This is a genomic window from Bradyrhizobium sp. LHD-71, from assembly GCF_031157255.1.
GTDB lineage: Bacteria > Pseudomonadota > Alphaproteobacteria > Rhizobiales > Xanthobacteraceae > P52-10.
Genome location: NZ_JAVIFX010000003.1, coordinates 264,485 through 278,475, shown reverse-complemented (window position 1 = coordinate 278,475; position 13,991 = coordinate 264,485). Strand labels below are relative to the sequence as shown.

Here is a 13,991-nt window from a genome sequence, read left to right as displayed (position 1 = left end):
ATGCATTTCAGCCCGCCGCCCGACCGGTTCAACGCGACCTACCTGATCGAGACGCCGCTCGATCTCGTCAAGGTCGCCGACATCATGGCCGGCGAACAGTCGTGCGGCACCTTCGCGCGCGTCGAAGGCGAGACTGACCTGCTGCGCGAACGCGCGAGGGCTACTGTCACCGCGATCGAGGAACTGGTGCCGTCGCCTGCGCCAAGCCTGCCGAACGCGTGGCTGGCGCGCAGACGCACGTCCGGTCCCTACCGGCGTGCGCGCGTCACCATCTCGTTTCCGATCGAGAATGTCGGCGTCAACCTGGCGACGCTCGCCGCCGTTGTCGCCGGCAACCTCTACGATCTCGGCGAAGTGACCGGGCTTCGATTAGATACCATCACGCTTCCTTTTGAGTTTCGCCGTCGGTTTGCGCGGCCTGCACACGGCATCGTCGGCACGCGCAAGCTGACTGGCGTCGCCCAAGGTCCGCTCGTCGGCTCCATTATCAAGCCGAATGTCGGATTGAGCTCCAACGATACGGCCGCGCTGGTTGCGCGGCTATGCGCTGCCGGGCTCGATTTCATCAAGGACGACGAAGTGTGCGCCGATCCGGCACATGCGCCGCTGGCGGAGCGCATACCGGCCGTGATGGCGGCGGTGCGCCGACATCAGGACGCGACCGGCAAGGCGGTAATGGTCGCCTTCAACATCACCGACGAGACAGATGCCATGCGGCGCCACGCAGACGCCATCGCACGCGAGCACGGCACGTGCGCAATGGTGAGCCTGAACTGGTGCGGCTTCTCTGCCGTCGAGACATTGCGACGCTCGACCGATCTGGTGCTGCATGGCCATCGCAACGGCTTTGGCGCCTTCTCGCGCCATCCGCTGCTCGGCATTTCGTTTCAGGCCTACCAGACACTCTGGCGTCTCGCCGGCGTCGACCATATGCATGTGCACGGCGTCCAGGGAAAATTCGCGCAGGACGACGAAGAGGTCGCCTCGTCGGCGCGCGATTGCGTTACGCCACTGACCGGCGGCTTTGACGACCGCGTGCTGCCGGCTTTCTCATCAGGTCAGTGGGCCGGCACGGCACACGCGACGTTCGATGCGGTCGGCCATACGGACGTGCTGTTCCTCTCTGGCGGCGGCATCATGGCGCATCCCGGAGGACCGGCGGCGGGCGTCACCAGCATCCGCCAGGCCTGGGACGCGGTGACCGCGGACATCCCGTTGAATATCGCTGCGCAGTCGCAGGCAGAGTTGCGGCAGGCTCTCGACTTCTTCGGGACCTCCAAATGATCATCGCCACGGAGTGCAGCCGGCCACGCTACGGCTGGTACGGTGACGATTTCACCGGGGCAACCGATACCCTCGCCACCTGGGCCGAGCGCGGCTATCGGGCGCTGCTGTTCCTGCGCGAACCGACGCCCAGACAGCTTGCCGCTGCCGGCCCGCTCGACGCCATCGGCATCGCCGGCGCGACGCGATCAATGCCGCCGGCCGCGGCAACGCCCCACCTCGACGCGGCAGGCCGCTTCTTCGCCGGGCAACAGCTGGAGCTCCTGCACTACAAGTGCTGCTCGACTTTCGACAGCGCAGCCCATGTCGGAAGCATCGGCGCCGCCGTCAAAACGCTCGCACCCTACTTCCCGAACGCCTTCGTCCCGATCGTTGGTGGACAACCCAATCTTGGCCGCTACTGCCTGTTCGGAACGCTGTTCGCCGCAGCGGGAACGGGCGGCGACGTTTACCGCATCGATCGCCATCCGACCATGAGCGTCCACCCGGTGACCCCGATGGGGGAAGCCGACCTGCGCAAGCATCTGGCCGCGCAGGGACTCGCCCGCCTCGCCCTGGTGGATTATCGCGCTTACGCCACGAGCCAGGCGAACGCGCTGCTGGACGCATGTCTCGCCAGCAGACCGGACGCCGTGCTGCTCGATGTCGCGGACGCGGAAGACCTTCCGATCATCGGCCGCCTCATTGCGGGTCGTCTGAGAGCGGGACCGATGCTGGCGGTCGGCCCGAGTTCTGTTGCGCACGCCCTGGCCGCACTGTCGCTGCACGAACGGCATCTCGCTCCCACCGCAACGCCAGCGCGGCACGAGGGACCGACCCTCGCGCTCGTGGGCAGTCTTTCGCCCATCACGCGGGCCCAGGTGGATGCGGCGTCAGACTATGCACGCGTCGAAGTCGATCCCGCCCGGTTGCTGAATGACGCCGCCTACGCGGACGCGACGTGTCGGCAGTCGCTCCGCCTGCTCTCAGGCCGGAATGTCATGCTGCTGACCGAGCCTGCGCGGCACCAGCCGAAGCAGGCCGAACACCTTGCGCTTGCCACCGGCAAGCTGCTCCGCGCGATTCTGTCCGACGCCACGGTGTCGCGCATCATCGTCGCAGGCGGCGACACCTCCAGCCACGCCATCGCAGCCCTCGACGTCTGGGGATTGTCCTACCGCGCACCGATGGTGCCGGGCGCACCACTCTGCCGCATCCACAGCGACGAACCGCGCCTCGACGGTCTCGATATCGTGCTGAAAGGCGGACAGATCGGTCCGCCGAACTTTTTCGGATTGTGACGAACCCTGGCGACAAGCTCGCGTGAAACCTGCGGTCTCCTAGTGTCGTGGATCAGAAATTCGCGCCATCGTTGCCGCGAGTCCAACGTGCGAATTTCTGATCCATAAACGACACTAGAATCACAAACTTGCTAGTGTCCTGATCGAATCGGAAGTTCGCTCCGAGCTCGCTGCAAAGTACGGCGAACTTCGGATTCGGGACACTAGTTGAACATCGCCGGCAGCGGAACGATCTCGATGCCTGCTTTCGCCAGTCCTGCGCGGACAGCACGCATGACCGGGACAGCGGTCGGTTCATCGCCATGGATGCAAAGCGTATGGACGTTCGCCGGGATCTTCCGTCCCGTGACACTCGTGATCGCGCCCTGTTCGACGATGCCGATCACCTGCTTCGCCGCCATCTCGGGATCGACGATCATGGCATTGCCTCTTTCGCGCGAGAGCATCTTGCCGGTGTCGTCGTAGCGGCGATCGACATAGGCCTCGTTGGCGACGCGAAGGTCGAGCTGGGCGCCGGCCTCGGTCATGCGGGAGCCGGCATTGGCGACATAGATGAGGTCCGGATCGGCGGCCTTGATGCCGCGCCCGATCGCAAGCGCGTAGTCGATGTCGTCATGCGCCATATTATTGAGCGCACCGTGCGGCTTGACGTGCGTGACTTTCGCCCCCTGCGACCCTGCGAGCGCCTGCAGCGCCCCGATCTGATAGGTGACGAGATATTCGAGATCGAGCGGGCGCATGCGGATCTGCCGCCTGCCGAAGCCCCAGAGATCGTTGAACCCCGGATGAGCGCCGATCGAGACCTGATTATCAAGAGCTAGCCGCACCGTCCGGACCATGATCGTCGGGTCACCCGCATGCATGCCGCAGGCGATGTTTGCCGAACCGATCATCGTCATCAGCTCGTCGTCATTGCCCATGACGAACTTGCCGTAGCTCTCGCCGATGTCGGCGTTGATATTGACCTTCATGCATTGTCTCCTTCGAAACGGGGAACACTTCGCGCGCGTATGACCAGGACGCTCACTACGAGCGCGACGGCCAGAATTGCGATGGCGAAAGGATGAGCGAGAAGCGCTGCAGGATCCCGATCGGTCAGGATCAGCGACTGTCGCAGCGAGAGCTCGAATTGCGGACCGATGACAAAGCCGATGAGAAACGTCACGCGCGAATAGTCGAACCGATGCATCAGATAACCGAGCGCGGCAAAGCCAATCATCAGGACCACGGCGAAGACCGAACGGGTTTCGAGGTAGGACCCGACGATGCAGAGCATGACGACAACCGGAATGATGACGGTCGCCGGCACGCGGGTCAGCTTCGCGAAAGCTACGAGCCCGATGCGCCCGACAATCAGCATGAGGATCGCCGCGACGATCATCGTGCCGAAAATGCCGTAAATGAGACGCGGGTGCTCATCGAACAGCCGCGGCCCCGGCGTCAGACCGTGGATCGTCAACGCGCCGATCAGGATCGCCGCCGACACCGAACCCGGCAGCCCGAGCGCGAACAGCGGCACGAAGCTCGCCGGCACCACGGCATTGTCTGCCGTTTCGGCGGCGGCAACCCCCTTCAGTTCGCCTTTGCCGAACTCCTCGCCGGGCCGCGCGAAATGCTTGGCGAGACCATAGGAGGCGAAGGAGGCGACGCTTGGACCGAGGCCCGGAATGAGTCCGATCGCGGTGCCGACGATGCTCGAACTGAGGAACGTCGGATATAGCCGGCGCAGCGTCTGCCAACCGAAGCTTTCGTCCTTCGCGCCGGTCCGCACCATGACCGTGTCGGTCGGCGCGCGCGAGAAAAGCTCTTCCGCCTGGATGACCATTTCCGACAAGGCGAGCATCCCGATCGTCACGGCAAGAAGCGGAATGCCATCCATCAGTTCGGTATAACCGAACGTCATGCGCGGCGTGCCGCTTTCAATGTCGAGGCCGATGGTCGCGACGAAAACACCCAGAATCCCTGCAGCCAAGCCACGCAACAGCGATGCTCCGGCGAGCGCGGCGATGAATGTCAGGGCGAGCAGCATCAACGCAGTCATTTCGACCGGCCCGATGCCAAGCGCGAAATGTGCGAGCGGCCGCGCCAATACGATCAGCGCGAGGGTGCCGATGACGTCGCCGATCACCGAGCCGTACAGCGCGGTTTGCAGCGCCAGCTTTGCCTTGCCTTTTCTTGCGAGCGGATAACCGTCGAGACACGTCACGACGGCGTTCGGCTCTCCCGGCACATTGATCAGGACCGCGGTGGTCGCTCCACCGGCCCCACTCGCCTTGGCGATGCCGATGAGGAAGGCGACGGCGGTCAGCGGCGTCATGTAGTAGCTGAGCGGTATCGCAATCGCGAGCGCGGCGGGGCGATTGAGACCGGGAAGGACTCCGATCACATAACCGAGCAGCACACCGAGGAAGACGAACAGAACGGCCTTCGGCGCGAGCGCATCGCCAAGCCCGAGCAGCAGTTGCTCCATGCGGTACGCCCCTAGCGAAAGACGAGCCAGAACGCCGCAGCGCATGCCAGCGCGGGCAGCAGAACGTACGGCAGCCGCCTTTCGCCGAGCGCCAGCGCGGTCGCAATGCAACAGACCGCAACGGCCGGGACGATGCCTCCAAATCGAAGCGCAACCGTTCCAAGGCACGCGGCGATGCCAAGGCGGAGGAAAGCCCCCCAGCCTTCCGCATAGCGCGGCTGGGGCGCCTGCCGGACAAACCGCAGAACGCCGTCGGCGGCGATCAGAAGCCCTGCGGCAGCCGCGCAGAGCTTCGGCAGGAACGCCGGCGAAAGACCGATCCCACCTTCACTCGTCTGAGCCGGAATGAGCCAGACGAACGCCAGAAGGCAGGCGCCGGCCAGCACAACCGCCTCGATGAGCTGCGAGGCGCGGGAGCGATGTGCAGCGCTGGCCTGTCCGTCGGTCATCGTGATCCTCCTGCAGGGCGCGCCGCTACTTGGCCGCTTCAATGAGCTGCTTGAACGCCTCGCTCTGGCTCACCATCGTCTTCTGCAACGCCGCTCCCGTTTCGGTGAAGGCGTTGAGACTGCGATTTTCCATCAATGAAACGATCGCCGGGTCCGCGTTCGCCGCAGCAAACGCATCGGTCAGCGTCTTCGCGACCTCGGCCGGCAGGTTCTTCGGTGCAACGAACAGCACGACATTGACGCTCGACAGGCCATAGCCGAGCTCCTTCAGCGTCGGCGCGTCCGGCAGACCCTTCAGACGCTGTTCTCCAAGCACGGCGAGGACGGCGAGCTTGCCCTCCTTCGCCTGCGGATAATATGCGCCGGAGGAATAGCCGAGCTGAGTGTGCCCGCCGAGCACCTGGGTCACCACTTCGGCGCCGCTGCGTGTCGGCACCGGGACAAGTGAAATGCCCACCTTCTTGCCGAGTGCCGCGGTTACTATGCGGTCCAGTGAGGTGCTCGATGAATAGGTCGACTTGCCGCCCGACGCCTTAATCGCCTTGAACGCATCGGCGAGCGTCTTCCACCCGCTTTCCGGCTTGGCGATGAAAGCTTCGGGAAACTCCCCCGTTGCGGCGATATAGGTGAAATCCGAAACGCCGAATGCGAGTTGGGTCATTTGCGGATCGAGCGTGATGGTCGTCGAGGTGGTCGCGACGAGATTGTATCCGTCTGCCGGCATCGACTTGAGCGTCGTGACGGCGACGGCACCGCCTGCACCCGGCTTATTCTCTATGATGACCGGTTGGCCAAGTTTCTTGGAAACAACATCGGCAACGGCCCGCGCGACCACATCGGTGGTGCCGCCGGCGGCAAACCCGACGGTGATCGTGATCGGCTTTTCGGGCCACGCGGCATGGGCGGTGGACGTGAGAGCAAGAAGGGCTGCGCCCAACAGCGCCGTTTTCTTCAGCATGGCAATTTTCCCCTATTAGGCCGGCAAACCCATTGTGGACGCGAGGCGTTCGTGTATCCAATGCAAATATAAGGCATTCGTATATGCAAATGGCGCATTAAGATGCGAGACCTCCGTCAGCTGCGTTTCTTCGTGACCGTCGCCGAATTGATGAATGTCTCGCGGGCCGCCGAGGCGTTGAACATCAGCCAGTCGGCGTTGTCTCGGCAGATCCAGGCCTTTGAGGATGAGATCGGCTTGCGGCTGTTCGACCGGGTCGGCAAGCGACTGGTGCTGACAGCCGAGGGCGAGGAGATGCTTCCGCGCGCCGCCGGCCTTGTCGAGCAGGCCGAGACGCTGTCGTTGCGGGTGGACGACCTCGCACGCGGACGGATCGGACATCTGCGGATCGGATCGACCCCGCAGACCATCGCCGCACTGATCGCGCCGGCGCTGAAGGCCTTCCGGGTGGACCATCCCTTCATCGAGGTGGCGCTCCTCGAAGGCGCCAACCGCGAGTTGATCGAGATGGTCGAGCGCGGCGCCGTGCACGTCGCCATCGCCGGCTCAGAGGATCCGAACGCATTCGGCAGCGCACCTCTGTTCAGCGCCGAGCTGCTCGCCTATCTCCCGCCGGGAGATCGACGCGCGAGTGCGTCTGCATTGCCGATCGAAACGTTGCGCGACATGCCCTTCCTGCTGCTGCGGCGAGGTTTCATGACCCGCGACATGTTCGATCAGGCCTGCCGCAAGGCGGGCATCCGCCCGCGCATCGTGCTTGAGAGCGACAGTCCGCACGCGCTTGTCGCCATGGTCGAGGCAGGACACGGCCTCGCGATCCTGTCGTCTTCGGCCGCGAATGGCATTCGCTCGACGCCACCCGTTCCGGTGACACTCGCCGGCAAGCCTATTCACCGGCCCGTCTCGGCGATCTGGAATCTCGAACGACATCGTCCTGCTTCGCTGTCTGCTTTTGTCGCGTGCTTGCAGGATTCGGCCCGCTCGACGTCCGGCCTATGGCGCAGGAGCGGCGCCGATCACCCCACACGCGCCGGCAAAAGGCAAAACAACACGGGTCGACGTCATTCCCGACAAGCCCGCAAAGGAAGCAAGCTGACGTTGCGCACCAATCGCGAGCGGCGGCTGCCCGGCGATTAGCGAGCGCGCCGCGCCAAAACCTCCGCCGGCGAAAGACCGACAAGCGCCTGGTATCGCGCAGCGTCTGTCGCGCCTTCAGTATTGATCACCCACACCCGAGCCGCCGTCCCGAGACCCAGCTTGTCGCACAACTCGCGAGTCTTGCAGGCCTTGATCAATCCCGCGAGGCCAACACCGCCGCTTTCGCCGGCAACGATGGCGGGATCGCGTCCGGCAGGCCTTGCGAGCCTGCGCATGACGGCTATGGCGTCTTCTTCATCCACGATCATGAATCCGTCGGCGACGTGACTCAGGATGCGCCAGGCGACGAGTGATGGCTCGTAGCACTCCAGCATCGCCATTACCGTCGGCTCGCCATGGGCGATCTTCACGGGCTTGTTCGCTTTTGCGGATTCGTAAAGGCAGGCCGCCCGAGCCGGGTCGACGACAATGAAAATCGGCCGCTCGTTGCCAAGCAGAACAGCGAGGTGACCCGCCACGGCGGCGGCGACGCCGCCGACGCCCGACTGCACGAAAACATGTGTCGGCGGCCGGCCCATCTGCGCGAGCGCTTCGCGCACCATCACGGTATAGCCCTGCATCACCAGGCCTGGGATGCGTTCATAGCCGGGCCAGGAGGTGTCCGACACGATCTCCCAGCCCTTGTCGGTCGCGACACGTGCGGCTTCTACAACTGAGTCGTCATAGTTTCCGTCGACGCGAACCATCTCTGCGCCGAACTGCGCGATGGCCGCGATGCGCTCCTCGCTCACGCCCGAGTGGACAAAAATGACGGATTTCGCACCGACGAATTTGGTTCCCTGCGCCACCGAGCGGCCGTGATTGCCATCTGTCGCGCAGGCGAAGGTCATGCCGGCCGCAATGCTGCGAACGTCTGGCGTGTGAAGCTCGGCGACATCCACCGGTCGGCTCAGCCGCTTTGCCGCCTCCTGCAGCACCAGAACGATCACCGCATAGGCGCCACCCAGCGCCTTGAAACTGCCGAGCCCCAACCTGACGCTTTCGTCCTTCACCTGGATCGCGCCGAGGCCAAGCTCGCGAGCCAGGGCCGGAAGCGCGTGCAACGGAGTCGGCGTGTGGTTCTCGCGCCGGGCCAGCACGCGCTCGACCCGATCTGTGGCAACAGGCCCAAGGGTTTCGACATCGGCGGCCTCAAGGGGCGTGTTGTAGTCGGGATGCGTATTGCTGATGAACATGACGGTCTCTCCTGCCAGTCGCAACAATATTGCAACGTAAGCGAAAGAAGCGCTGAATATCCGGGCATCGAATGCAAGTTTGTTTCTTACGCAGGTGAGCCATGGCAAATGCCGGCCTCGATCGATTCGACCTCGCGATCCTCGCAGTGGTCCAAAGGGACAACACGACGCCCCAGCGGGTCATCGGTGAATCGATCAATCTCTCCGCGCCGGCGGTGCAACGGCGCGTCAAGCGCATGGAGCAGGCCGGCGTCATTCAAGCCAATGTCGCTGTCGTCGATCCCGTGAAGCTCGGACACGCCATCACGATCCTCGTTGAAGTCGAGATGGAGAGCGAACGCGCCGATGAAGTCGATGCCGCCAAACGCGCCTTCTCCGCCGCGCCCGAGGTGCAGCAATGCTACTACGTCACCGGCGAATTCGATTTCATGCTGGTCATGCTTGTTCCGAACATGGCGGCCTACGAGGCGCTCACGCGACAACTTTTCTTCGGCAACAACAACGTCAAACGTTTCCGCACCCTGATCGCAATGGATCGCGTCAAGGTGGGCTTGTCGGTTCCTCTGCCTTGATCTGATCTCGATAACCAACTTTGCGCCTGAGAGCCGCACTCCACCGAGAGCGAGAAGCTTGATGATCACGCCCTCCACCTGACAGGTTCTCGTCAGGCGTCGGGAGGACCTTCAGATCGTGGGGCGACAGCGCCCAAGGAGGGTACGAGCGATCTGAGGAGCAAATCCATGGACGGCATCGGCGGCATTGGTTCGGCGGTTATGGTCGAGCTCCCCCCAATTGAGGTCGACCCAGTTCAGCTTGACCCGATAGAGGTCACTCCGGACGACCCGTTGCCGAGCGCCTCGTTGCCGGGCGATGGCTCCTTTGGCGACCCCATTGCGGGCTTCCAAGCTACCAACGCGCAGATCAATGCGGCGGTGAACGGCCTGTCGCAACAGATCGATGCGACGATCGAGCGGATGAGAGTGATGGGACCGCCGCCCGTACCGACGGTCCCGCTGCCGCTGCCAGCGCCGCCGCCCATTATCGCGCCGGCGGAACCAGAGCTGTTCATCCCACCGCCAGCCGCGTCTGCAACAGCGCCGGCGTCTGCAGCACCATCAGCCGGATCAAGCAACACGGGATCGCCGGCTTCGGAGCTTCGACCCGAAGCGGCCGCCCTCGGCGTCGCCGCGACGGCAGCCGCGCCGGAAATGTCCTCCGCATCTCTGGCCACCGCGCAGCAGGCCCTGGCCCGCGGCCTGCCATGGGTCGCGCGGTTCGTGGGAACGCCGGCGCTCGTCGCGGGCCTTGCTTCGGAGGTCTTCAACTTCGGATCGATCCCGGACGATGCGCAGGAGCGCGCCATGCGGGAGGGCGCCGAGCGCTCCGCTGCGCCGCCGATCCCGCCAGCGCCGGGCTTGATCCCGCCGGCGGAGCCGTTGCCCAACCGCGAAGAGTTTCCGGTAGCGGAGCCGTTGCCCAGCGGCGAAGAGCTGCCGGTGGCCGAACCGCTCCCGCAGCTCCCGGGCCGCACAGTCGCACCACCGCTACCGACCGTTCCTGACTCGACACCGGTCGAGCCTGGGCCGTTGATCTTGGAAAACAGAGGCGACCCCGGTTTGACTCGTCCCACTGGCGAGATCGGAGCGGCTCCAACCGGCACGCGACGGGTCAACCGCAAGGGGGCGACCCCCGACGATAAGGCCCAGATCGCATCCGAGCAGGAGGTCGCCGACAGGCTCGCGGCCCAGGGTTATAGGGTGATTGAACAGCCGGCAGCAGGCGAAAACCCGATTCTCACGACCGAGCGGATGCGGGCGCTCGGCTTGCGGGAAAGAGCTAAGCCTGATCTGCTGGTCGAAGGTCGGGTGTTCGACATCTACACGCCGGAGAAAGATGACGTGCGCAGCGTAAGGGATGGAATCGCCAAAAAGGTGGTCAGATACAACCAGACCGATCGCGTGGTCGTCGACCTCCGCGGCACCTCGGTGATCGAGGCGGACGTGCGGGCGGCGATACGCGCCACCCCCATTCCCGGGCTGAAGGAGGTGATCACCCTCACCGATCAGGGCCTCGGGCGCGCCTTTCCTTAAAGGTAGACGGCGATGGCGATTGAGCACGACTTCTACATGGACACCGAAGCTGACACCGCTGCGGTGAAGGACGTGGTCATGCAGCTCGGCCGCTTCGAGGACTTGGAGGATTGGAAGCACATCAAGCAGGCAGAGAACGAGGCAACACTTCTGAGCATCACTGAGCTTCCCGACCCGCAGTGGCCGGGCGGGCCGAGGGCGAGGGTGCTGAGCTTTGATGTGAGACCGACGCGTTCCATTTCTTTTCGTTGTCACAACACCGCGATCTCCGACAGATTTGACGTCGACGTGATCTCATCCGTCGTGGCGTTGCTGAAAGCCTTTCCAGGAGATGCGCTGCTGGAGGCTTATTCCGACAAGGAAGCGCTGCTACGCAAGGACGGGCGATTGGTGCTCGCCCAGGAATACGCGAAGGACGGCCAGCTTTGGGACGCGTCGCGCCAGCCCTACCTCGCTTTGATCGATCTTCCTTATACCTTCGAGCCGCTTCAGCCCTGGCGAAAGACAGCAGGCAAAGCCCCCTCCTGAAGCTGTCTCCTCCGTCCCGGCGCCAATCGTCACGGCTGCCTCGATATCCTAAAGTGAGCTCCTTCGAATCAGCAAGCTCCCCGAACGGCGCCAGCGAGTGAGACCAGTGACGATACAGCTCGAACCGGGCTCGAGTGACGACGCAGGTCGCATTGCTCCCACCGCCATCTCGCTCCTGAACTCCGTGTTCGGTCTGCCCGCGTTCCGCGGCGAGCAGGAGGCGATCATCAGTCACGTCGCCGGCGGCGGCAGCTGTATGGTGCTGATGCCGACCGGCGGCGGCAAGTCGCTTTGCTACCAGTTGCCCTCGCTGCTGCGCCGGGGCTGCGGCATCGTCGTCTCGCCGCTGATTGCGCTGATGCGCGATCAGGTTGCCGGGCTGCTCGATGCAGGCGTGAAGGCGGCAGTCCTGAACTCGACGCTGTCGTGGGAGGAAGCTCAGGCTGTCGAGCAGCGTCTGCTCGCAGGCCACCTGGACCTGCTTTATGTCGCACCTGAGCGGCTGCTGACGCAGCGCTGCCTCAGCCTGTTGAAGCGGACCCGATTGGCCCTGTTTGCGATCGACGAGGCGCATTGCGTCTCGCAATGGGGGCACGATTTTCGTCCCGAGTATATCGGGCTGTCGGTGCTGGCAGAGCAGTTTCCGGACGTGCCCAGGATCGCACTGACCGCCACCGCGGACGATCTCACCCGCAAAGAAATCGCAACGCGCCTCGGGCTGGACGACGCTCCGTGCTTCATCGCAAGCTTCGATCGTCCGAACATCCGCTATGAGATCGTCGAGAAGCGGAACGCCAAGGCGCAGCTCCAGGAGTTCATCGCCGAGCGGCACGCCGGCGACGCCGGCATCGTCTATTGCCTGTCCCGCGCCAAGGTCGAGGACACCGTCGCTGCGCTCGTCAAAGCCGGCATCCCCGCGCTCAGCTATCATGCCGGCATGGACGCAAGCTTGCGCGCCCGCCACCAGGATCGCTTCCTCAACGAAGACGGCATCGTCATCGTCGCGACCATCGCGTTCGGCATGGGTATCGACAAGCCCGACGTGCGTTTTGTCGCGCATCTCGATCTGCCGAAAAGCATCGAGGCCTACTACCAGGAAACGGGCCGCGCGGGTCGCGACGGAAAACCCTCCAACGCGTGGATGACCTATGGCCTGTCCGACATCGTGCAGCAGCGGCGCATGATCGACGAGTCGACCGGATCGGACGCGTTCAAGCGCGTCTCGATCGGCAAGCTCGATGCGCTGGTAGGATTGTGTGAGACAGCGGGCTGCCGACGCGAGCGGCTGCTCGGTTACTTTGGCGAGGCCTGCGACGGCCCCAGTTGCAGCAACTGCGACAACTGCACGTCGCCGCCTCGCGTCTGGGATGGCTCGGTGGCGGCGCAGAAGGTGCTGTCGTGCGTGTATCGGACGGGACAGCGTTTTGGGGCGATGCACCTGATCGATGTGCTGCTCGGCCGTTCGACCGAGCGCGTCACGCAGCTTGGACACGAGAAGCTTTCGGTGTTCGGCGTCGGCACCGAGCTGAACGATCGGCAATGGCGCGCGGTGATCCGCCAGCTTGTCGCGCACGGCCATCTGCAATCGGACAGCGAAGCCTTTGGCGGGCTGAAGCTGACCGAATCGGCACGCGGCGTGCTGAGGGGCGAGACCACCGTGATGCTGCGCGAGGAGACATCTGCGAGCACGAAGCGAAACAGACGAGCCAGGGCTGTGCCCGCGAGCGGCGCCCCCGGCGGGTCCGGAAGTTCCGCCTTGCTCACGGCATTGCGCAACTGGCGCTCAGGAATGGCGCGTGAACTCGGCGTGCCGGCCTACGTCATCCTGCACGACGCCACGCTGGAGGGAATCGTTGCGGCATCGCCCAAGAGCCGGGACCAGCTCCGGTCCGTGCCCGGGATCGGTGACAAAAAACTCGAGCGCTATGGCGATGCGCTGCTGCAGTTGGTGCGCGCTGACGGAAACACCTGAGCGGTAGCCGGCGAAGGCTGGCTTTGACACGTAGCCCCTCAGGGCGAAGCGTGGTGGGCGCGACAGGGATCGAACCTGTGACCCCTACGATGTCAACGTAGTGCTCTCCCGCTGAGCTACGCGCCCTTGACCGGTCTTCTGGGGTCCGCGTCCTATAACGACTGAATCCGGGGCAGGCAAGGACGGCAATGCGGTCCTAGTGTCCCGAATCCTCAGGCCGCCAGCATCTTGTTGACCTCGCTGACGAGCTCACGCAGGTGGACCGGCTTGGACAGCACCTTGGCGTTCTTTGGCGCCTGCGAATCCGAGTTCAGCGCCACGGCCGCGAAACCGGTGATGAACATGATCTTGATATCCGGGTCGAGCTCGGCAGCGCGGCGGGCGAGCTCGATACCATCCATTTCCGGCATCACGATATCGGTCAAAAGCATTTCGAAAGGTTCCTCCCGCAGTCGCTTGTAAGCGGAAAGGCCGTTGTCAAAGGAGGAAACCTCGAAGCCGGCGTTCTCCAGCGCTTTCGCCAGGAAGCGTCGCATGTCGTTATCGTCTTCCGCGAGCAGGATTTTCTTGTTCATTTGGCCTTCGAGGTGATTTGCCGTCATGGAGAGTGCCGCCTATTAGGCCGAT

General features: G+C 64.0%; 13 protein-coding genes and 1 tRNA gene. 7 read left to right on the top strand and 7 right to left on the bottom strand.

What is annotated here, in order from left to right; all coding sequences use genetic code 11:
* Both RCO31_RS04025 and RCO31_RS04020 read left to right on the top strand, forming a co-directional pair.
* A complete protein-coding gene (locus RCO31_RS04025; RefSeq protein WP_308966936.1) occupies nt 1–1,284 on the top strand; it encodes a ribulose-bisphosphate carboxylase large subunit family protein in 1,284 nt (427 codons plus the stop codon).
* Entirely contained in the window at nt 1,281–2,564 is a 1,284-nt protein-coding gene (locus tag RCO31_RS04020; RefSeq protein WP_308966935.1) for a four-carbon acid sugar kinase family protein, read from the top strand. The genes RCO31_RS04025 and RCO31_RS04020 overlap by 4 nt, the downstream gene beginning before the upstream one ends.
* A gap of 203 nt (nt 2,565–2,767) precedes the next feature.
* Here the strand turns inward: RCO31_RS04020 and RCO31_RS04015 are convergent, their stop codons facing one another.
* Genes RCO31_RS04015 through RCO31_RS04000 form a run of 4 tightly spaced genes read right to left on the bottom strand, consistent with a single transcriptional unit; the run spans nt 2,768 to nt 6,441 of the window.
* Nucleotides 2,768–3,535, bottom strand: coding sequence for a 5-oxoprolinase subunit PxpA (locus RCO31_RS04015; protein ID WP_308966934.1), 768 nt, complete (start codon nt 3,533–3,535; stop codon nt 2,768–2,770).
* On the bottom strand, nt 3,532–5,034 hold the full coding sequence (locus tag RCO31_RS04010; protein WP_308966933.1) for a tripartite tricarboxylate transporter permease: 1,503 nt from the start codon (nt 5,032–5,034) through the stop codon (nt 3,532–3,534). Before RCO31_RS04010 ends, RCO31_RS04015 begins: the two co-directional genes overlap by 4 nt.
* An 11-nt stretch (nt 5,035–5,045) precedes the next feature.
* Complete coding sequence (locus RCO31_RS04005; protein ID WP_308966932.1) at nt 5,046–5,483, bottom strand: tripartite tricarboxylate transporter TctB family protein; 438 nt, start codon at nt 5,481–5,483, stop codon at nt 5,046–5,048.
* Nucleotides 5,484–5,508: 25 nt separating this feature from the next.
* Nucleotides 5,509–6,441, bottom strand: coding sequence for a tripartite tricarboxylate transporter substrate binding protein (locus RCO31_RS04000; protein WP_308966931.1), 933 nt, complete (start codon nt 6,439–6,441; stop codon nt 5,509–5,511).
* A gap of 102 nt (nt 6,442–6,543) precedes the next feature.
* Between RCO31_RS04000 and RCO31_RS03995 the strand changes: the two genes are divergently transcribed.
* Nucleotides 6,544–7,578: a LysR family transcriptional regulator gene (locus RCO31_RS03995; protein WP_308966930.1), complete on the top strand. Its 1,035-nt coding sequence runs from the start codon at nt 6,544–6,546 to the stop codon at nt 7,576–7,578.
* On the opposite strand, the gene RCO31_RS03990 is transcribed toward RCO31_RS03995, so the two are convergent.
* Complete coding sequence (locus RCO31_RS03990) at nt 7,575–8,774, bottom strand: diaminopropionate ammonia-lyase (protein ID WP_308966929.1); 1,200 nt, start codon at nt 8,772–8,774, stop codon at nt 7,575–7,577. The genes RCO31_RS03995 and RCO31_RS03990 overlap by 4 nt on opposite strands.
* 101 nt (nt 8,775–8,875) lie before the next feature.
* On the opposite strand from RCO31_RS03990, the gene RCO31_RS03985 reads away from it, so the two are divergent.
* The 4 genes from RCO31_RS03985 (at nt 8,876) to recQ (ending at nt 13,364) form a co-directional block, all read left to right on the top strand.
* Nucleotides 8,876–9,346 (top strand): Lrp/AsnC family transcriptional regulator, encoded by a 471-nt coding sequence (locus RCO31_RS03985; protein WP_308966928.1) that lies wholly within the window; start codon nt 8,876–8,878, stop codon nt 9,344–9,346.
* 168 nt (nt 9,347–9,514) lie between these two features.
* Complete coding sequence (locus RCO31_RS03980) at nt 9,515–10,864, top strand: hypothetical protein (protein ID WP_308966927.1); 1,350 nt, start codon at nt 9,515–9,517, stop codon at nt 10,862–10,864.
* Nucleotides 10,865–10,876: 12 nt separating this feature from the next.
* Nucleotides 10,877–11,392: a SitI3 family protein gene (locus RCO31_RS03975; protein ID WP_308966926.1), complete on the top strand. Its 516-nt coding sequence runs from the start codon at nt 10,877–10,879 to the stop codon at nt 11,390–11,392.
* Between the two features lie 112 nt (nt 11,393–11,504).
* Nucleotides 11,505–13,364: a DNA helicase RecQ gene (gene recQ, locus RCO31_RS03970; RefSeq protein WP_308967059.1), complete on the top strand. Its 1,860-nt coding sequence runs from the start codon at nt 11,505–11,507 to the stop codon at nt 13,362–13,364.
* A gap of 51 nt (nt 13,365–13,415) precedes the next feature.
* Here recQ and RCO31_RS03965 read toward each other — a convergent pair.
* Nucleotides 13,416–13,490 (bottom strand) — tRNA-Val (locus RCO31_RS03965).
* Nucleotides 13,491–13,576: 86 nt separating this feature from the next.
* Nucleotides 13,577–13,939 carry a cell cycle two-component system response regulator CpdR gene (gene cpdR / locus RCO31_RS03960; RefSeq protein WP_308966925.1) on the bottom strand — a complete coding sequence of 121 codons (363 nt, stop codon included), beginning with the start codon at nt 13,937–13,939 and terminating at the stop codon, nt 13,577–13,579.
* Nucleotides 13,940–13,991: the final 52 nt, after the last annotated feature.